Annotated in this window: 17 protein-coding genes; 14 read left to right on the forward strand and 3 right to left on the reverse strand. The window is 62.7% G+C overall.

Annotation, left to right across the window (positions count from 1 at the left end; genetic code table 11):
* Nucleotides 1-23 precede the first annotated feature (23 nt).
* The 3 genes from CJ010_RS12275 to CJ010_RS12285 all read left to right on the forward strand — a co-directional run bounded on the left by CJ010_RS12275 (nucleotide 24) and on the right by CJ010_RS12285 (nucleotide 2,821).
* Nucleotides 24-1,085 (forward strand): NADH:ubiquinone reductase (Na(+)-transporting) subunit F, encoded by a 1,062-nt coding sequence (locus CJ010_RS12275; protein WP_141018294.1) that lies wholly within the window; start codon nucleotides 24-26, stop codon nucleotides 1,083-1,085.
* Between the two features lie 573 nt (nucleotides 1,086-1,658).
* The gene (locus CJ010_RS12280; protein ID WP_141018295.1) at nucleotides 1,659-2,015 is read left to right on the forward strand and encodes a transposase; all 357 of its coding nucleotides are present in this window, start codon (nucleotides 1,659-1,661) and stop codon (nucleotides 2,013-2,015) included.
* Nucleotides 1,985-2,821, forward strand: a complete 837-nt coding sequence (locus CJ010_RS12285; protein WP_240794606.1) for an IS3 family transposase — start codon at nucleotides 1,985-1,987, stop codon at nucleotides 2,819-2,821. The genes CJ010_RS12280 and CJ010_RS12285 overlap by 31 nt, the downstream gene beginning before the upstream one ends.
* Here CJ010_RS12285 and CJ010_RS12290 read toward each other — a convergent pair.
* Complete coding sequence (locus tag CJ010_RS12290; protein WP_141018297.1) at nucleotides 2,809-3,900, reverse strand: hypothetical protein; 1,092 nt, start codon at nucleotides 3,898-3,900, stop codon at nucleotides 2,809-2,811. The two genes, CJ010_RS12285 and CJ010_RS12290, sit on opposite strands and share 13 nt — an antisense overlap.
* A gap of 165 nt (nucleotides 3,901-4,065) precedes the next feature.
* Between CJ010_RS12290 and CJ010_RS12295 the strand changes: the two genes are divergently transcribed.
* Entirely contained in the window at nucleotides 4,066-5,151 is a 1,086-nt protein-coding gene (locus tag CJ010_RS12295; RefSeq protein WP_141018298.1) for an IS110 family transposase, read from the forward strand.
* Nucleotides 5,152-5,430: 279 nt separating this feature from the next.
* Here the strand turns inward: CJ010_RS12295 and CJ010_RS12300 are convergent, their stop codons facing one another.
* Complete coding sequence (locus CJ010_RS12300) at nucleotides 5,431-6,807, reverse strand: deoxyguanosinetriphosphate triphosphohydrolase (protein WP_205754952.1); 1,377 nt, start codon at nucleotides 6,805-6,807, stop codon at nucleotides 5,431-5,433.
* Between the two features lie 126 nt (nucleotides 6,808-6,933).
* Nucleotides 6,934-7,584, reverse strand: a complete 651-nt coding sequence (locus tag CJ010_RS12305) for a HEPN domain-containing protein (protein ID WP_141018299.1) — start codon at nucleotides 7,582-7,584, stop codon at nucleotides 6,934-6,936.
* An 845-nt stretch (nucleotides 7,585-8,429) separates the two neighbouring features.
* Here CJ010_RS12305 and CJ010_RS12310 point away from each other — a divergent pair.
* From CJ010_RS12310 to CJ010_RS12355, 10 genes are all read left to right on the forward strand, one after another.
* Complete coding sequence (locus CJ010_RS12310; RefSeq protein WP_141018300.1) at nucleotides 8,430-9,890, forward strand: 2-hydroxymuconic semialdehyde dehydrogenase; 1,461 nt, start codon at nucleotides 8,430-8,432, stop codon at nucleotides 9,888-9,890.
* A 387-nt stretch (nucleotides 9,891-10,277) separates the two neighbouring features.
* A complete protein-coding gene (gene dmpE / locus CJ010_RS12315) occupies nucleotides 10,278-11,075 on the forward strand; it encodes a 2-oxopent-4-enoate hydratase (RefSeq protein ID WP_141018301.1) in 798 nt (265 codons plus the stop codon).
* Nucleotides 11,072-11,875 (forward strand): 2-oxo-3-hexenedioate decarboxylase, encoded by an 804-nt coding sequence (gene dmpH, locus CJ010_RS12320; protein WP_141018302.1) that lies wholly within the window; start codon nucleotides 11,072-11,074, stop codon nucleotides 11,873-11,875. The genes dmpE and dmpH overlap by 4 nt, the downstream gene beginning before the upstream one ends.
* A gap of 19 nt (nucleotides 11,876-11,894) precedes the next feature.
* Nucleotides 11,895-12,119, forward strand: a complete 225-nt coding sequence (locus CJ010_RS12325; RefSeq protein ID WP_141018303.1) for a tautomerase family protein — start codon at nucleotides 11,895-11,897, stop codon at nucleotides 12,117-12,119.
* Nucleotides 12,116-13,030, forward strand: a complete 915-nt coding sequence (locus CJ010_RS12330; protein WP_141018304.1) for an acetaldehyde dehydrogenase (acetylating) — start codon at nucleotides 12,116-12,118, stop codon at nucleotides 13,028-13,030. Before CJ010_RS12325 ends, CJ010_RS12330 begins: the two co-directional genes overlap by 4 nt.
* Nucleotides 13,030-14,073, forward strand: coding sequence for a 4-hydroxy-2-oxovalerate aldolase (gene dmpG, locus CJ010_RS12335; protein WP_141018305.1), 1,044 nt, complete (start codon nucleotides 13,030-13,032; stop codon nucleotides 14,071-14,073). The genes CJ010_RS12330 and dmpG overlap by 1 nt, the downstream gene beginning before the upstream one ends.
* A gap of 284 nt (nucleotides 14,074-14,357) precedes the next feature.
* Nucleotides 14,358-15,290 carry a catechol 2,3-dioxygenase gene (locus CJ010_RS12340; RefSeq protein ID WP_141018306.1) on the forward strand — a complete coding sequence of 311 codons (933 nt, stop codon included), beginning with the start codon at nucleotides 14,358-14,360 and terminating at the stop codon, nucleotides 15,288-15,290.
* Nucleotides 15,291-15,311: 21 nt separating this feature from the next.
* Complete coding sequence (locus CJ010_RS12345; protein WP_141018307.1) at nucleotides 15,312-16,067, forward strand: SDR family oxidoreductase; 756 nt, start codon at nucleotides 15,312-15,314, stop codon at nucleotides 16,065-16,067.
* A 10-nt stretch (nucleotides 16,068-16,077) separates the two neighbouring features.
* Nucleotides 16,078-16,497, forward strand: coding sequence for a 4-oxalocrotonate tautomerase (locus CJ010_RS12350; protein WP_141018308.1), 420 nt, complete (start codon nucleotides 16,078-16,080; stop codon nucleotides 16,495-16,497).
* A gap of 380 nt (nucleotides 16,498-16,877) precedes the next feature.
* Nucleotides 16,878-18,977: a D-(-)-3-hydroxybutyrate oligomer hydrolase gene (locus tag CJ010_RS12355; RefSeq protein WP_141018309.1), complete on the forward strand. Its 2,100-nt coding sequence runs from the start codon at nucleotides 16,878-16,880 to the stop codon at nucleotides 18,975-18,977.
* Nucleotides 18,978-19,015: the final 38 nt, after the last annotated feature.

A 19,015-nucleotide genomic window follows, 5' to 3' on the forward strand; every position in this document is an offset into this window, starting at 1 on the left:
CGGCAGCACCCCACGGAGGAATCATGAGTTACGAACTGACGATAGAACCCCTCGGCCAGACCATCGAAATCGAAGAGGGGCAAACCATCCTGGACGCCGCGCTGCGCGCCGGCATCTACCTGCCCCACGCCTGCTGCCACGGCCTGTGCGCCACCTGCAAGGTGCAGGTGGTCGACGGCGAAGTCGAACACGGCGCCGCCTCCAGCTTTGCGCTGATGGACTTCGAGCGCGACGAACGCAAATGCTTGGCCTGTTGCGCCACCGCCGAAAGCGACCTGGTGATCGAAGCCGAAATCGAAGACGACCCGGATGCCCTCAACCTGCCGGTGCGCGACTTCGACGGCACGGTGAGCCGCATCGAAAGCCTCACGCCCACCATCAAGGGCGTGTGGATCAAGCTGGACGCGCCGGAAGGCATGCGCTTCCAGGCCGGCCAGTACATCAACCTGCACCTGCCGGACGGCATCGGCACCCGCGCCTTCTCCATCGCCAGCGCACCCTCGGCCGCCGGCGAAATCGAACTCAACATCCGCATCGTCGCGGGCGGGCAGGGCACCGCTTACGTGCATGAAAAGCTGAAGGTCGGCGACGCCATCCGCATCACCGGCCCCTACGGCCGCTTCTTCGTCAAGAAATCCGCCAAGCTGCCGGTGGTCTTCATGGCCGGCGGCTCCGGGCTATCCAGCCCGCGCTCGATGATTCTCGATCTGCTGGAAGAAGGCTTCGACCTGCCGATCAGCCTGGTATACGGCCAGCGCAGCCGCGCCGAGCTGTACTACCACGACGAATTCCTGTCGCTCGCGGAGCGCCACCCCAACTTCCGCTACGTGCCGGCCCTGTCGCACGAACCGGAAGGGTCGGACTGGAACGGCTTCCGCGGCTTCGTGCATGACGCCGCCAAGGCCGCGTTCGACAACGACTTCCGCGGGCACAAAGCCTACCTGTGCGGGCCGCCGCTGATGATCGATGCGTGTATTACGACGCTGATGCAGGGGCGACTGTTTGAGCGGGATATATATATGGAGAGGTTTATCTCTGCGGCGGATGCGCAGCAGGTGAGGAGTCCGTTGTTTAAGGCGATTTGAGGGGCATAGGGCCGTTCGCCTATGGCGACCGGTCGCCGCACGCGGGGCAGGAGGCTCGAATGCTGCCTTCGTTGTCGATAACTCCCCCGGGCTCATCTGCAGTCGATTGTGCCGATTGGCGCATTGCGGGCAGATTCCATGTCGGCACGGGTCATTCAGAACCGACCACACATGCCGACTATACGACTGCAGGTGATTCATCCTGGAAAGTCAAAAACACGATCCGTCTTGCTTTACGGGGGAGTCCATATAGGAGTCTTAGCACAGCGCGCGAAAGTCATTTGAACGAGCTTATCTTTTCTCGCACGGCGATTACCTGTAGAGGAGTCTCGGTAGCGCCAACATACGCGGCAACTACTTTTCGAAGAGTCGGCTGAAGATCACGATGAATTGCTTGACCGAGACGCTTTATAGCCACACTGCCTTGAAGCTTTCCCTTTTTCCGGAGGACGTGCGCTCCAACTCCCCCAACCGCGCTCCCGGCGCATCCAAGCAAACTCCCTCCGAGCCCCAGAGCCGATAGTTCCTACGGTTTTGTGGACACTCTGAACCAACCATTCAGGAGTGTTTGCGATGGGAAAGCCAGGTCCGAGAACGGTCTATCGATATAGTGCGAATTTCAAGGCAACCGCTGTGCGGCTAAGTCGGTTGCCTGGGGTGATGGTGAGTGACGTTGCTGCGTCGTTGTGCATTCATCCGTTTATGCTGTCGAAGTGGCGTAAGCAAGCGCGCGAGGGGCTTATCCTGACCAAGGAGATCGACATCGATAAGGATGTGGCGGCCGAGCTCAAGGAATTGCGTAAGCTCAAGAAGGATTTCGAGCGTCTGAAGCTGGAGCATGAACTTTTAAAAAAAGCCATCGCGTTCACTTCCGCTCGAAAGGGGACGTCTTCGCCTTCATCGAGCACTGCCAGGAAACGTTCCCGGTGAGAATCATGTGCCGCATCCTGAACGTCAGCCCATCTGGCTACTACGCATGGCGTCAGCGCCCGCTCAGTGCCCGAGCGGCAGAGGACGCTCGCCTGCTTGAACAGATCGAATCGGCCCATCGGGCGAGTCGGGAAACCTATGGCAGCCCGCGGGTGCATGCCGCCTTGAAAGCTCAAGGTGAAGCAGTCGGCAAGCGACGCGTCGAGCGCTTGATGCGTGAGCACGGTGTGCGGGCTTGTTCTGCCAAGCTCTATCGACGTATGCCTGGTCTTACCCAGTTCTTCGATAGCGTCGAGAGCAAAGCACATCAGGTCAAGGAGGAACGTCCAGATCAGGTCTGGGTCGGCGATGTGACTTACCTGAAGGTCAAGGATCAGTGGCGTTATCTGGCCACCGTGATGGATCGCCATTCCCGCCGCCTGATCGGCTGGTCACTCGGTTCAGAGAAGACTGCAGCGCTGACCCGGAGAGCACTGGCGTCCGCGGTGCGGACGCGCAGGCCGCAACCGGGCGTTCTTTTCCATAGCGATCGCGGTGTCGAATTTCTGGCAGCCGATTTCAAGCGCTGTCTGCAGCGTGCGGGTATCGATCAATCCGTTAATCGGCCCCGGCGCATGACGGACAATGCGCACATGGAGTCTTGGAACAAGACCATGAAATCCGATATGTATCACCGCTACCGTTTCAATTCCGACTACGAACTGCAGCGCGCCATTCGCGATTACGTGGATTTCTACAATCATCGGCGACTACACTCAGCACTCGGCTATCGGTCGCCTGCAGATTTCGAGCGTCAATTCACATGACTAGCGGGTGTCCACTTTTTCGCAGGAACTCTCGCCGCTGCAACCAGCGCTGATGCGAGTAGCTCTTTGTTGTTGGAGACAGTACTGACCGCCGCCTCCATGAAAAGATACCTCTTGGATCGAAGTATCCTCTCCACCTCACGGTTGACGTCCTCTATTCCGTTGAATACATCTCGAAGCGATATTTCGTTTGTGGAGGACCGTCCAGACTCAAGCATTTTTGTGGTTATTGAAAGCATGTGCGGACGAATATCTCGAACTAACCCGACGTAATCGCCAATGGGCATCGTAGTTGGGACTTTCAGCCCCAAGCCATGAGAAATCAGTTCGCGCAGTTCTAAGCCAACGCGTCGAAGTTCCTCTAGTTCTTCCAGCTCGTATCGGTTTAAATGGTCAAGCTTTTCGTCTGTTAGAAGCAATGGAGCGTTCAGTGCTTGAGCATTTCTTAAGGTCTGTATGCCAAAGCTTGTGTCAGCAATCTGCTGTGCCCGATCTAGGCTCCTTGAGCTGAAGCTTTCCTCCAATTCGTCAAGTATTTCGAAGTCCGGGTCAACAAATGGTCGGATATTTCTGACTACCGTTTCAAGATGATCGCGGAATTGTGGTGCGTTGCGTTTTCCTCGTATCAGCCTATCGAGTTGAACTTCCCGCTCCTCTACGCAATGGGAGCAAACTGCAGCCTCACTCCGACTATGAAGTATTGCAGTCCTGAATATTTCAAACTCATAGACGGATATGTGCGGCTTGGTTGCAACCGCTTGGACAACTTCCGGCGGGTAGTAGCGATAGCGAGCCTGAAAAACAGGAACAATTAGCCCGGCGTTAACAAGACCCTCAAATACCTCAAAGTTATCGCTGTCGATGCAGGCTGGGCAGATGAGCACAAATACGGTGTTTGAGAACGGAATGACGCTGAGGATCTGTTCGACGTTGAAGCTTTCAAAGGCAATCTTTTGTTCGTCGACAAGTTCCAAGACTTGGGCACTCAAGAAGACATCGGATATCTCAAGGTTCCCGTCGTCATGCCACGACTTCCATAGCTTGTCGACTCGTTTTTCCTGAATCTTGTCGATATCCATAATTGGGATAGCTCCAGGTGCTAACGTCTGAATTCACCGGCCTGCGCGGCTTTTCGCGCAGGTCCGGTGGAATGAGGGGATGGACTCCCCCTCCTTTTCGGCGCCCAATTGGCGCCACCGGTGCTCATGGGGATGGGGATCGGTCTTCAGAAGGAGGAGTCCATCATGGATGCTACTACCGTTGCCGTCGACCTGGCCAAGAGCGTCTTTCAACTCGCCGTCGCCGATTCGTCCTGGCGCGTAACCGAAAGCCATCGGCTTACACGCAATCAATTCGAGCACTGGTTCGCCAATCGTGATGTCTCGCTCGTCATCATGGAAGCCTGCGGTTCGGCGCATCACTGGGCACGCTGGCTTAATTCGCTCGGCATCGAGGTGCGGCTGCTCCCGGCGGCCTATATCCGCGCCTATGTCCGACGCAACAAGACCGATGCCGCCGACGCCCGCGCGTTGCTCGAAGCGGCCCGCACGGCCGACATCGACCCGGTGCGCGTGAAGTCGGTCGAACAGCAGGCGCTGCAGGGCCTGCACCGGATTCGCTCCCTGGGGATGAGTACCCGCACTTCGCGCATCAACGCGCTGCGCGGCTTCTGCCGGGAGTTCGGTCTGAGCATTCCGCAAGGCGCCCGCACCGGTGTGGAGGCGATCAGCCGGGTGTTGGCGGCTCCGCGTTCGCCAGTGCCGGCGCTCATTCGCGAAACCATGCGATTGCTGATCGAGGAGATCCGCCTGCTCGAACAGCGCATCGCGCAACTGGAACGGGAATTCACCGCGCTGGCGCGACACAGTGCCGCTTGCACCCAGTTGATGTCGGTGCCGGGCATCGGCCTCTTGACCGCCACCGCGATGGTGGCCGCCACCGGCGGCGACGTGACCCACTTCAGGGATGCCCGCCATTTCGCGAGCTGGTTCGGGCTGACGCCGAAGGAATATTCCTCGGGCAGCACCCGCAAGCTCGGCCGCATCTCGAAACGGGGCGATCGCTATTTGAGGATGCTGCTCACCCATGGCGCCCGCGCGGTGCTGCGGGCCGCGGCCCTGGCCCGCGACGCGAGCCGCCCGCTGGACGGCCTGCGCACCTGGGCGACCGAGGTGCAGCGCCGTACCAATCACAACAAGGCCGCCTGCGCGCTCGCCAACAAGCTTGCCCGCATCTGCTACGCGGTGCTGCGCGACCACGCTGCCTACGGCAATCCGCAGCCGCGCCCCAACAAGAAGCTCGAACGCACCGCCTTCGCCATCGCCGCCTGATCGATTCACCCTTACTCCTCACCCTTGCGCCGAGACTGATCGCTCATCATGGCCAACCGGGTCACACCCACGCGACAGAACGCCGATAACTCTTCCGGCTCTCCAGCAGCCGCTTGTAACGATTGGCGCTTCGCGGGCAGATTCCATGTCGGCACGGGTCATTCAGAACCCACCACAGATGCCGGATATATGACTGCAGGTGATTCAACCCGGGAAGTCAAAAGCACGATCTGTCTTGATTTACGGGGGAGTCCATATACGCAGGGTTAGGCGTTTTGTTTATCGCACCGCTCCCTTACCGCTAAATTGCATGGCGAGATGCGTGGCATAGTTATCAGTCATGCCACTGACAAAATCGAGAACACGCATTAGGGCAAGATAACGTGGCGAATTGGGGCATTCTGGGGTTCCAAGTTTTGGGTGAAAGGTGTTTCTTCCGATAAGATCAAGAACCCGACTGCTTTTAAAACTGCTTGGCCTATCGGCAGAAAGTAGCTCGTTGGTTGCGTGGCACATCACTCTGAGGAGCGTCGCGATCGTGTTGTATGCGCCAATTTCCAACTCGATTTTTCTCGGGTGAGTGAAGACCCTCGTCTTCGCTAGAGACTTGGCGGTCGCAACACAGGTTTGAACGGTAGAGCTGCATAAAGGAAGCAGTTCATCATACTGGCCCGCCAGTATCTTATCTTCATTATTGATAAATGCGCTTGAGGCTTCCTCGATGAATGCCGAAATTACCTTTCCTCGAATTAGCGGTGGGCGTCGGCCAGGACGTACCGACTCCAAATCTTTAGCTAAGACATCAACTTTTGTTTGATCGAGAATTGGTCGGAGTACCTCAAAGACCTCCTCCCACTTTAGTATCCCCATGTCCATGCCATCCTCGAGGTCCAATAAGCCGTAACAAAAATCGTCGGCTATTTCCATCAGGTGAACAAGTGGATGTCTGCAATACCAGTCATCACCGGGGCGACGCAATAGTCCCACTTCCTCAGCGACCTCGCGAAATGTATCCAGTTCGGATTGAAATACGCCGTACTTGCTCTTCTTTGGACGACTTCCACTGACCGCTTGAACTGATGTCCATGGGTACTTTAAGAATGAGGCCAATGACGCGTACGTTAGGCGGAGGCCACCGTCGTACGGATGAAATTCTGAGCTTGTGAGAACCCGAAATCCCTGAGCATTTCCCTCAAAGGTTTCTAGATCACAGATTTCATTGGGATTGAGTCCTGAAAGGTATGGCAAGGCTTCTTCATGTTGGAACCAGTGTCGAATTGCCTCTTCGCCGGTATGACCAAAGGGCGGGTTGCCAATATCGTGCGCTAGACAGACAGCTTGAAGAATGTCGCTAATGTCCGTTGGGGCAAATCCTTCCGGTAGTCGCCCCCGCTCATGAAGCGACTGCCCGACGCGAATTGCCAATGTCCTTCCTACGCTCGCGACCTCAAGACTATGAGTAAGCCTGTTATGGACGTGATCGTTTGTCGCGAGCGGATGAACTTGAGTCTTTCTGGCAAGTCGTCGGAATGATCCTGAAAACAGAACCTTGTCCTGGTCTGAAGTAAATGGGGATCGTCCCTTCTCACTCTTAGATGATCTATGACCTAGTCGATTTGGATTTAGCAACTTTTCCCAATTCATTCCTTCGGACATGTTTGATCCTCTGAGAGCGTGAAAGACGCATAACGTTTGACGTGAGGGGCGGCCGGAGCCGAAGGCGGAGGGAACCCAAAGCGCAGCTTTGGGCCGTCCCGCTCGACGGAATTGTTGGGCAACACGCTAGGCCGGATTGCCTTCATTTACAACCTCTTCGATTGCGGTGAGCAGCGCTTCAATCCAAGTGACATCATCGACCACTGAATCGTGTGCGACAGAGTTGTACTTAAGATTTTGCGGTCTCGATGCACGAGTGATATCTCCCTCGTGCACGACCTGATTTCGACGATGCACTATGCGGTTTAGTCGTTCCTTAATGTCATTTGCTGTACAGCCAATCTTTACAGCGGTGCGCGACCAACCCTTTTCAACACCAGAAAGTGCTAGCGCGTTTGCCACTTGCTCATATGACTGGAAGGTTTCGCGTAACAACTCTTTTTGAACGCTGTTCTTGACCTGAACCCACGGTCGAATTTCTCTATTCGCACGGCGAGCGGCAATCAAAGCGTCAGCGAGCGACGCCAAGTCAGAGAAGGGAACGCTGAGTTTCGCAAGTGACTTCGGAAGATCGCCTTCGCGCCGCACATCAGAAAGCCTTCGAAAGACCAGCCAGTGCATGTATGAGTCGATTGCTGCCACCGCCATGACAACGGCAGTGCGGCGCAAATCGTTCAGAATTTGAGGGTCGGGTAGATTCTGATGCTCAGCAAGTGCGAGGAACCGGCGGCTACGCCCTATGCAGGCTCTTGCAGCGTCAAACGGCAAAAATGGCATAAATTATGGTGCCCAACGTGTTTTAGCCCGCAAATCCGCGGACTCATCCGGAGAGCTGCGGTATAAATCGATAACCCCCGCATTGGTAACGAGCTGACTCATAAGCACTTTTGTGTGTGTCCCCGGTTATACACAGTCCTAAATGAGTGCCCAAACCCGGCGATGAGTTGGCAATACTGTATGTCGAACGGATGAAGTGTAACTGTGACGTATTGCTCGTGGCTGGCCACGGCCATTCGCTTGGTGTGGGCTGGCTATCGGCTCAGGGCCAAGCTTGATTGCCGACTCGGGGCGGCGCAGCAACGTTGTAGCAGCGCTCATACACCTGCTTTCGGCCTTAGCGGGTTATTGAAGTGCTCGACGCAAGGAAAAACCAGCGGCGTATGGCTGTCCAGCGCAAGCAGTTGCAGTAGGTCTCGCTCACGGCCGCCCAGCGAGAAGGCGCGCATCGCGCTTGCCGGCGAGGCCGCTGCGGTCATAGATGCGGTGGCGGGAGACAGTGGCGGCGGGGGGCGACCGGGTCGGCTACCAGGATGCGAGCGCCTTTGCGCGCCTGTTCCGCGAGCAGGTAGGGATGACGCTCGGGGCGCGTATCGGGTGCGATCTCGGGGTCGCGGGGCGGGGGCCACTTGCCGGGGTGGTGGGCGGCGATGAAGGCGCTTGACGCGCAGCCGCCGCACCCCGGCTGGGCGGTGCCTTCCGATACCCTGAAGGTATCAGCTTTCCAAAAATAAGGTATTGGACGGTATTTCTCGCGCTTCTTAGACTCCGTTTCGAATAGAACCCAACGCCATCCTGCCGCTTCCCAAGGCAGCGCGGCGGCGGGGCGGATAACGGAGGAGCAGATGCGTCAGATCGAGAATTTCATCGCCGGCGAGTACGTGGCTGCGGCCAGCGGGCGGCGCTTCGAGAAGCGGTCGCCGGTGGATAACAGGGTGATCGCCTCGATCAGCGAGGCCGGCCGGCCGGAGGTGGATGCGGCGGTGCAGGCGGCGCGCGCGGCGCTGCACGGCGAATGGGGCGGGCTGACCACCGACCAGCGCGTCGAGCTGCTGTATGGCGTCGCCAACGGGATCACCCGCCGCTTCGAGGATTTCGTCGAGGCCGAGATGGCCGACACCGGCCAGCCTTCGCATGTGATGCGCCATGTGTTCATTCCGCGCGGCGCGGCCAATTTCAAGGTCTTCGCCGACGTGGTGAAGAACGTGCCGACGGAGGCTTTCCAGATGGCGACGCCGGACGGCGCGGGGGCGCTGAACTACGCGATCCGCGTGCCCAAGGGCGTGATCGGCGTGATCTGCCCGTGGAACGCGCCTTTCCTGCTGATGACCTGGAAGCTGGGCCCGGCGCTGGCCTGCGGCAACACCGTGGTGGTGAAGCCCTCCGAGGAAACGCCGAACACCGCCGCCTTGCTGGGCGAGGTGATGAACGCGGTGGGTGTGCCCAAGGGTGTGTACAACGTGGTGAATGGCTTCGGGCCGGATTCCGCCGGGGCCTTCCTCACCCAGCATCCCGGCGTGGATGCGATCACTTTCACCGGCGAGACCCGCACTGGCGCGGCGATCATGAAGGCGGCATCCGAGGGCATGCGCGATGTGTCCTTCGAGCTGGGCGGCAAGAACGCCGGCATCGTGTTCGCGGATGCGGATTTCGACGCCGCGGTGGATGGCATCTTCCGCTCCGCTTTCCTCAACACCGGGCAGGTCTGCCTTGGCACCGAGCGGGTGTACGTGGAGCGGTCGATCTTCGAGCGCTTCGTGCAGGCGCTGAAGCTGAAGGCCGAGGCGGTGAAGTACGGCCGCCCGGAGGACCACGCCGCCAACTACGGCCCGCTGATCAGCCAGGAGCACAAGCGCAAGGTGCTCTCCTACTACGCCAAGGCGGTGGAGGAGGGCGCCACGGTGGTGACCGGCGGCGGCGTGCCCGACATGCCGGGCGAACTGGCCGAAGGCGCCTGGGTGCAGCCGACGATCTGGACCGGCCTGCCCGAAACCGCCGCGGTGGTGCGCGAGGAAATCTTCGGCCCCTGCTGCCACATCCGCCCCTTCGACAGCGAACAGGAAGTGGTCACGCTGGCGAATGCCACCGACTACGGGCTTTCGACCACGATCTGGACGACCAACCTCGCCCGTGCCCACCGTGTTGCGGCGCGGGTGGAGGTGGGGATTACCTGGATCAACAGCTGGTTCCTGCGTGATTTGAGGACGGCGTTTGGTGGTTCGAAGCAGTCCGGTATAGGGCGCGAGGGCGGGGTGCATTCGCTGGAGTTCTATACGGAGACGCGGAATGTCTGCGTGAAGTTGTAGGGGCGGGTGGGGGCGGTTGATTTGGGGCGCTAGGGTTTCGGGTGGGCTTGGGCACTGCTTTCGAGCAATTCCCAAAGGTTTGGGGTGAAGACTGCTCCCTCCCCTTCAAGGGGAGGGTTGGGGTGGGGATGGGGTTAGACGGGCGCCAACCCAACCCCATCCCCCTCCCAGCCTCCCCCTTGAAAGGGGAGGAGCAAAACCGACCTCCTGCCCGACGCCACGAACCAGCCTAGTCCGCCCAACCCCGTCCCCCTCCCAACCAGGAGTCTCGGCTACGCCTCGCCGCTCCGCAGGCGGCAAGCAGTGCTTGCCGAAACCCCTGCTCCTCCCCCTTGAAGGGGGAGGGGAAAACCCACACCACTCCCATCCCCACCCACAGAGGGACCCATGAACGAGGAAAAGATCCAGCACTACGGCGACGCGCTCTACGAAGCGTGGCGGGCGCTCCGCACCATTCCGCCGCTGCTCGAGCAGGAGCCGGACATCACCCTGGACGATGCCTACCGCATCCAGCAGCGCTACGTGGCGCGGCGGGTGCAGGCGGGCGAGACCATCGTCGGCAAGAAGATCGGCGTGACCAGCAAGCCGGTGCAGGACTTCCTCGGCGTGTTCCAGCCGGATTTCGGCCAGCTCACCTCGGGCATGGTCTATCAGGAAGGCGACACGCTGCCGCTCGATACGCTGATCCAGCCCAAGGCCGAGGCCGAGCTGGCCTTTGTGCTGAAGGACGACCTGCAGGGGCCGGGCGTGACGGCGATGGACGTGATCCGCGCCACCGACTACGTGGTGCCTTGCTTCGAGATCGTCGATTCGCGCATTACCGACTGGAAGATCCGCATTCAGGACACGGTGGCGGACAACGCCTCCTGCGGCGTGTATGTGCTCGGCAAGACCAAGGGCGACCCGCGCAAGCTGGACATCACGCTGGCCGGGATGGTGCTGGAGAAGAACGGCGAGCTGTTCTCCACCGGCGTCGGTGCGGCGGTGCAGGGTTCGCCGGCCAATGCGGTGGCCTGGCTGGCGAATACCCTGGGCGAGCTGGGGATTCCGTTCAAGGCCGGCGAGGTGATCTTGTCCGGTTCGCAGTCGGCGCTGGTGCCGGTGGCCGATGGCGACGAGCTGGTGTGCACCGTGGGCGGGCTCGGCAGCTGCCGGGTGAAATTTGCCGGAAGGAGCGCGGCATGAGCCAGAACCTGACCTTGTCGCGCGAGGACATCGTGCGCCTGTGCGAACGTGTGGAAGGCGCGCAGACCCGCGCCTGCGCCATTCCCAAACTCACCGACGAATACCCGGCGATGACCATCGCCGACGGCTACGCGGTGCAGAGCGAGCTGCGCCGCCGCTACCTCGCCCAGGGCCATCGGCTGGTGGGCTGGAAGGCGGGGCTGACCTCGAAGGCGAAGATGAAGCAGATGGGCGTGGATGTGCCCTCCATCGGCTTCCTGACCGACCGCATGGCGCGCCCGGAAAACGCCGCGATTTCCACCGCCGACCTGGTGCATCCGCGCGTCGAGTGCGAGGTGGCCTTCGTGATGAAGCGCGAGCTGAGCGGCCCCGGCTGCACCGCGGCGGACGTGCTGGCGGCCACCGACTACGTGCTGCCGGCGGTGGAGATCATCGATTCGCGCTTTGCCGGCTTCAAGTTCGACCTGCCCAGCGTGATCGCCGACAACGGTTCGTCGGCGCGCTTCGTCGGCGGCGGGCGGGCGCGCTACGTCGAGGAACTGGACCTGCGCACGCTCGGCGTGGTGCTGGAGAAGAACGGCGAGATCGTCGCGATGGGGGCGTCGGCGGCGGTGCTCGGCCATCCGGCGGAGGCGATTGCGATGCTGGTGAACATCCTCGCCGGGCTCGGCGAGACGCTACCCGCCGGCAGCTTCGTGATGAGCGGCGGCATTACCGAGGCGATTGCGGTGCAGCCGGGCGACAGCGTGGTTGCGCGCTTCCAGGAACTGGGCAGCGTGTCGATGCGCTTCGTGGCCTGAGGGATTTCAAGGGGGAGACATGCCAATCATCGAGATGCACCTGATGGAGGGGCGCACCGTGGAGCAGAAGCGGGCGGTGGCGCAGGCGGTTACCGAGGCGGTGACGCGCAGCCTGGGGGTGAAGCACGACAGCGTGCGGATCCTGATTACCGAACACGGCGACGAGGAGTTCTTCGTCGGCGGCATGAACATGGCCCAGCGCGCAGCGGCCCAACAGCGCGCCGCGGCGGAGGAGAAGCAATGAAGAAGATCAAGTGCGCCCTGATCGGCTCGGGCAACATCGGCACCGACCTGATCTACAAGGTGAAGCGCAGCCCGGTGCTGGAGCCGGTGTGGATGGTGGGCATCGACCCGGCGTCCGAGGGGCTGGCGCGCGCCCGCGAGCTCGGCCTGAAAACCACCGCAGACGGCGTGGATGGCCTGCTGCCGCATGTGCTGGAAGACGGCATCCAGATCGCCTTCGACGCCACCAGCGCCTATGTGCACGCGGAGAACTCGCGCAAGCTCAACGAGCTGGGCGTGATGATGATCGACCTGACGCCCGCCGCCATCGGCCCGCTGTGCGTGCCGCCGGTGAACCTGCGCCAGCATGCCGACCGGGTGGAGATGAACGTGAACATGATCTCCTGCGCCGGGCAGGCGACGATTCCCATCGTCAATGCGGTGTCGCGGGTGCAGGGCGTGGAATACGCCGAGATCGTCGCCAGCCTGGCGTCGAAGTCGGTGGGGCCGGGCACCCGCGCCAACCTGGACGAATTCACCTACACCACCTCGTCGGCCATCGAAAAAGTCGGCGGCGCGAAGAAGGGCAAGGCGCTGGCCATCATCAACCCGGCCGAGCCGCCGCTGATCATGCGCAACACCATCTACTGCCTCACCGAGTCGGCGCCCGACCAGGCGCGCATCACCGAATCCATCCTGCAGATGATCGGTGAAGTGCAGAAATACGTGCCCGGCTACCGGCTGGTGAACGGGCCGAGCTACGACGGCAACAAGGTCTCGGTGTTCATGGAGGTCGCCGGCCTGGGCGACTACCTGCCGAAGTACGCCGGCAACCTGGACATCATGACCGCGGCCGCGACCCGCACCGCCGAGATGTTCGCCGAGGAGATCCTGGCCGGAAAGATCAAGCTGAAGACCGTGGAGGTGGCGTGATGAGCGAATCGAACCCGAAGGGGCGCAAGGTCGTCCTGCACGACATGTGTCTGCGCGACGGTATGCACGCCAAGCGCGAGCAGATCAGCGTGGAGCAGATGGTGAAGGTGGCCACCGCGCTGGACGACGCCGGCATTCCCTACCTGCAGGCGACCCACGGCGCCGGGCTGGGCGGCAATTCGCTGCAGCACGGCTTTGCGCTGGCGAGCAACGAGGAATACATCGCCGCGGTGGCGTCGCGGATGAAGCAGGCCAAGGTGTCGGTGCTGCTGATTCCTGGCCTGGGCACGATGCGCGAGCTGCAGGCCGCCTACGACGCCGGCGCCCGCAGCGTGCATGTGGCCACCCATTGCACCGAGGCCGATACCGCGCCCCAGCACATCGCCTTCGCCCGCAAGCTGGGCATGGATACGACCGGCTTCCTGATGATGTCCCACCTCAACGACGCCGCCGGCATCGCCCAGCAAGGCAAGCTGATGGAGTCCTACGGCGCGCAAACGGTGTACGTGACCGACTCCGCCGGCTACATGCTGCCCGCCGACGTCACCGCCCGCGTGCGCGCGCTGCGCGAGGTGCTGAACCCGGAAACCGAAATCGGCTTCCACGGCCATCACAACCTCGGCATGGGCATCGCCAATTCCATCGCCGCGATCGAGGCCGGCGCGACTCGCATCGACGGCTCGGTAGCCGGCCTGGGCGCCGGCGCCGGCAACACGCCGCTGGAAGTGTTCGCCGCGGTGTGCGAGCGCATGGGCATCGAAACCGGCGTCGATCTCTTCAAGCTGATGGACGTGGCCGAGGACGTGATCGTGCCGATGATGGACCACATGGTCCGCGTCGACCGCGAATCGCTGACGTTGGGGTTTGCGGGGGTGTATTCGACTTTCCTGCTACATGCGAAGCGCGCGGGGGAGCGCTTTGGCGTGCCGGCGCGGGACATCCTGGTCGAGCTGGGCAGGAAGAAGATGATCGGCGGGCAGGAAGACATGATCCAGGACACGGCGATGACGATGGCGCGGGAGCGTGGGGTGAGTGCGGCCTGACACAGCCGGAAGCGCTGGCCGGATTGAGGATGAACTTCAGCGGGCCACGGGTGTAGCCCCTTCCCCTTCAAGGGGAAGGTTGGGATGGGGATGGGGTTCTAACAGGCGCTGATTCACCCCATCCCCACCCCAGCCAGGAGTCTCCGCTTCGCTCCGCCGCTCCGGCGGCGCAGAGCGGTGCTCTGCGAAACCCCGCCTACGCCCCCTTGAAGGGGAGGGGGAAAGGCAACCGGCGGTGCCGGGACGCATTGCGCATCCAAACCAACAACAGAGGAGACAACAACATGGCACTACGAGGTCTGCTGCGGCTCGGCGAAGTTGCGATCCGCGTACTCGACATGAGCGCCGCGCGCGAGCACTACGGCCGCCGCCTGGGACTGCACGAAGTGATGCAGGGCGAGGGCGGGCGGGTCTATTACAAGGCGTGGGACGAGCACGATCACCACTGCCTGGTGCTGCGCGAGGCCGATTCCGCCGGCATGGACTACTTCGCCTTCAAGGTTTATGACGACGCCACGCTCACCGAACTGGCGCCCAAGATCGAGGCCTTCGGGTTGAAGGTGGAGCACATCGCGGCGGGCGTGTATCCGTACTCCGGGCGCCGGCTGCAGTTCCGTCTGCCGAGCGGGCACCTGATGCAGCTCTACGCCCATAAGGAGCAGACCGGCAACACGCTGGGCACGCGCAATCCGGGCGTGATGCCGGACGAAGGCGTGATCCGCGGCTTCCGCATCAACCGGCTGGACCACTGCCTCCTGGGCGGGCCCGACATCGACCAGAACGCGCGGCTGTTCCGCGAGGTGTTCGAGTTCGACCTGAGCGAGCGCCTGATCGACGTGGACAGCGAGGCCTCGCTCGCGCTCTTCCTCAGCTGCTCCACCAAGCCGCACGACGTCGCTTTCGTGCTGCAGCCGGAGGAGGCGCGTTTCCACCATGTGTCCTTCCTGCTGGAATCGACCTACGACGTGATCCACGCCGCCGACCTGATCGGCAAGTACCGCATCCCGGTCGATGTCGGCCCGAACCGCCACGGTGTGACCCGCGGCGCGACCATCTATTTCTTCGACCCCTCGGGCAATCGCAACGAGGTTTTCTCCGGCGGCTACGTGCATTACCCCGACACGCCGACGCTGACCTGGGATACCAGCGAGCTGGGGGCGGCGACCTTCGCGCAGGACAACATCCCGCGCGAAAGCTTCCTGACCGTGCTCACCTGAGTTGCCACCGGAAGGAAACGCATGAAATCACAACAGGAAATCGCAGTCGTCGTCGGCGCCACCGGCGCTTTCGGCCAGGCCATCGTCTCGCGGCTGGTGGGGCAGGGGCTGGCGGTGGTGGCGGTGGCGCGCTCGGTGGATGCGCTGGACGCGCTGCGCGAGCGCTGCCCCGGCCTGCGGGCGTGCGCCGCCGACATCGCGTCGGACAGCGCCATCGCGGCGATAGCCGCCGCGGTCGATGGGCCGGTGCGGATGGTGGTGCACGGCCCCGGCGTGGCGGTGGCGGGCGGCATCCTCAGCGCACCGACGGCGTCGATGACCGAGGCGGTGAACATCAAGGTGGGCGGGCTGCTGCGCCTGGTGCGGGCGGTCGATGACCGGCTGGCGAGGGGAGGGCGCATCGTCGCCATCGGCGGCCATTACGGGCTGGAACCGACCGCCTACGCCGCCGCGGCCGGGGTGGCCAACGCGGCGCTGATGAACGTGGTGCGCCAGTTGAGCCTGGCCTATGGCGAGCGCGGCATCACCGTTCACACCATCGCCCCCGGCCCGGCCGACACCGAGCGCCTGCACCGCGTTGCCGCCGACCGGGCCGCGCTGCGCGGCATCAGCGTGGATGCGGTGCTGGATGAAATGCGCGGCGAATCCTCGATCGGCGCGCTGACCACGCCGGAGCAGGTGGCCTGGGCGGTATCGCTGCTGCTGGCGCCCGAAGCCGACGCGATGACCGGTTCCACGCTGATGCTGGACGCCGGCCGTCGCCGCGGTCTGCCCTGAGGAGGCGGCGATGCCGATCCTGCATTTTCATCTCGCCGAAGGGCAGTACACGGCGGAACAGCACGAGGCGCTGCTGGTGGAATCCAGCCGCTTCTTCGCCCAAGTGCTCGCCTGCCCGATAGACCGCGTGCGGGTGTTCATCCAGCTGTACCGGCCGGACCTCGTGGCGGTGGGCGGTGTGCCGCTGTGCCGGGCCGTGCAGCGGGCACCGTACTTCAGCTTCGTCGTCATGGAAGGGCGCTCGCTGGCGGATCGCCACCGCCTGCTGACCGGCTTTACCGACATCGTCGAACGGGTGCTCGGTGTTGACCGTGCGCTGGTGCGCGGCGGCATCGTGCCGGTGGCGCCGGAGAACTGGGCCATTGGCGGCGTGCCGGGCAGCGTGATGCGTCAGGCCGAAATCCAGGAGCGCACCGGGCAGGGCGCCTGAGCTCCAAGACTTATCGACCGGCGGAATCTTCTCTCCCTCTCCTCTCCTTGTGACCGTCGGTCTGTTGCCCATCCGGTGTTGGTGCCGGATGGGCTTTTTTTCGTGCTCACGACCGGCGCGACCTGAGCACGCCGCCGAAGAAGGCTTCGCCGATGGCCTTCGACTTGTTCCGCCCTCCGGTCCCGCCCTGTCATCGCACTGCATTGAACGCGGCGGAGTATGTGGTTTCCCCTACCGTCGGGGGGAGGTGGCCAGGATGAGGACAAACCCCTATATCTGCGCCGGGAGCTGCGGTCTTTAACGTATACGCGTACGCAACGTGCATGAAACGACGCGTTTGTCGTGGGCGCCGGCGTGCGAATCGACAACGGAGAGTCCCGATGAATCGAAGCATAGGCATTGTCGCAGCGTTTGCGTTTCCCCTTACGGCCCTGGCCGCTTCCGCCACGCCGGAGTATGGCTTCAACGTGAAACCATCGTTCCTTGGCGAGATATCTTTCCGCAGCGTGGACGGCGTGGCCGACGACCTGCTCACCGCCGGGCTCGGCCGCAGCGGTATACAGTCCGCAACGGTGCCAACGGTGTCCGCGGTGCCGACGGCGGCCGAACTGCGCCGGCTGGCCATCTACAGCAACTACCGGGCGCTGGTGGACACCACCAGTGCAGGCGGCTTCGGATCGCTGTTCGGGCCGCTGATCTCGGTGGACGCCGGCGGGCATGTCTCCAGACCGGGCGACGGCAGGATCGCCGGCACCGAATACCTCGCCTACGCCATCGACGCAGCGGACGACACCGTCGTGACATTGATGGTGCAGGTTCCGGCGCACTTCAATCCGAAAGCGCCTTGCATCGTCACCGGCACCTCAAGCGGTTCGCGCGGCATCTACGGCGCGATCGGTACCTCGGGCGAATGGGGGCTGCAGAAGGGATGCGCCGTTGCCTACACCGACAAGGGCAGCGGCAACGGCATGCACGATCTGGCCACCAATACCGTCGGCCTGATCGACGGGACGCGTGTCGATGCCGCCAACGCCGGCGAGGAGTCGCATTTCACTGCGGACCTGTCGGAGTCGGAACGCGTGGCCTTCCTTGCCGCGTGGCCGCATCGGGTAGCGGTGAAGCACGCTCATTCGGGGGCCAACCCAGAGGCGCGGTGGGGGCGGAATACGCTGGATGCGGTGCGCTTCGCCTTCTACGTGCTCAACGAAACCTATGGCCGCAAGACGCCCAGGGGTGTGGTCCGCACGATCGTGCCGGCGAACACCATCGTGATCGCGTCCAGTGTCTCCAACGGCGGGGGTGCGGCGCTCGCGGCTGCGGAGCAGGACGACGACAGGCTGATCGACGGCGTCGCGGTCGGCGAACCGCAGATTCAGTTGCGCGAGAACGACGAGGTCAGGGTGACGCGCGGTAGCCAGGTGCGTCGCGGAGCGGGGCGGCCGCTTTACGACTACACCACGATGGCGAATCTGCTGCAGCCGTGCGCGGTGCTGTCGCCGCGCGCCGCGGGCTCGCCGGGAGCCGGGTTCATCCCGGTTCCGCTGGCGGCAAATCGCTGCGAGGCGCTCGTCGCCGCAGGTCTGATTACCGGTAGCACGCCGGTGGAGCAGGGCGACAGCGCGCTGGATGCTTTGCTTGCCTATGGCTGGGAGCCCGAATCCACGCCGCTGGCGGCGTCGCACTACGCCTTCGCCGTACCGCCGATCACGCTCACCTATGCGAACGCCTATGGGCGCTTCGGCGTCGAGGATCGCGCGTGCGATTTCAGCTATGCCGCGACCGATGCGACCGGCGTGCCGGTGGCGTGGCCTGCGGCGAGCGCAGCCACGAGCTTCGGCACCGGCAACGGCATACCGCCGGCGGCGGGGCTGCAGATCATCAACGATGCGTCGGTCGGCGGCCCGCGGCGCGACGGCGCGTCGGTTTCACCTTCGACCGGCAAGCTCGACTTCAATGTGGATGGCGCGCTGTGCCTGCGCGAACTGTGGACCGGCGCAAGCGCCGACGCCCGGCAGGTGCATGAAAGTGTGGACGCGCTGCGGGTGGCCGGGCAGTTGCACGGCAAACCGGCGATCATCGTGCATGGGCGCGCGGATGCGCTTGTGCCGGTCGGCTTCTCCTCACGTCCCTATCTGGCGATGAACAGCCTGGCCGATCATGGCCGCAGCCGCCTGCGCTATATCGAGGTAACCAATGCCCAGCACTTCGACGCTTTCATCGGCACGGCGACGCTCCCCGGGTACGACACCCGCTTCGTCCCGCTGCATGTCTACTTCCGCGAGGCGCTCGACCTGATGTACCGGCACCTGACCGAGCATTCCCCGCTGCCGCCTTCCCAGGTGGTGCGGACCACGCCACGGACGGGAACACCTGGTGCTGCGGCACCGATCACCGCTGCCAACGTGCCATCGATCAGCATGAATCCGACCCCGCGCGACCGGATCAGGGTGCGCGGTGGCGAGGTATTCGTGCCGGACTGAGTCGGACTGTGGCGTGGCAGGCTGCGCTCCTTTGACGC

The organism is Azoarcus sp. DD4 (assembly GCF_006496635.1).
In the GTDB taxonomy this organism is placed as follows: domain Bacteria; phylum Pseudomonadota; class Gammaproteobacteria; order Burkholderiales; family Rhodocyclaceae; genus Azoarcus.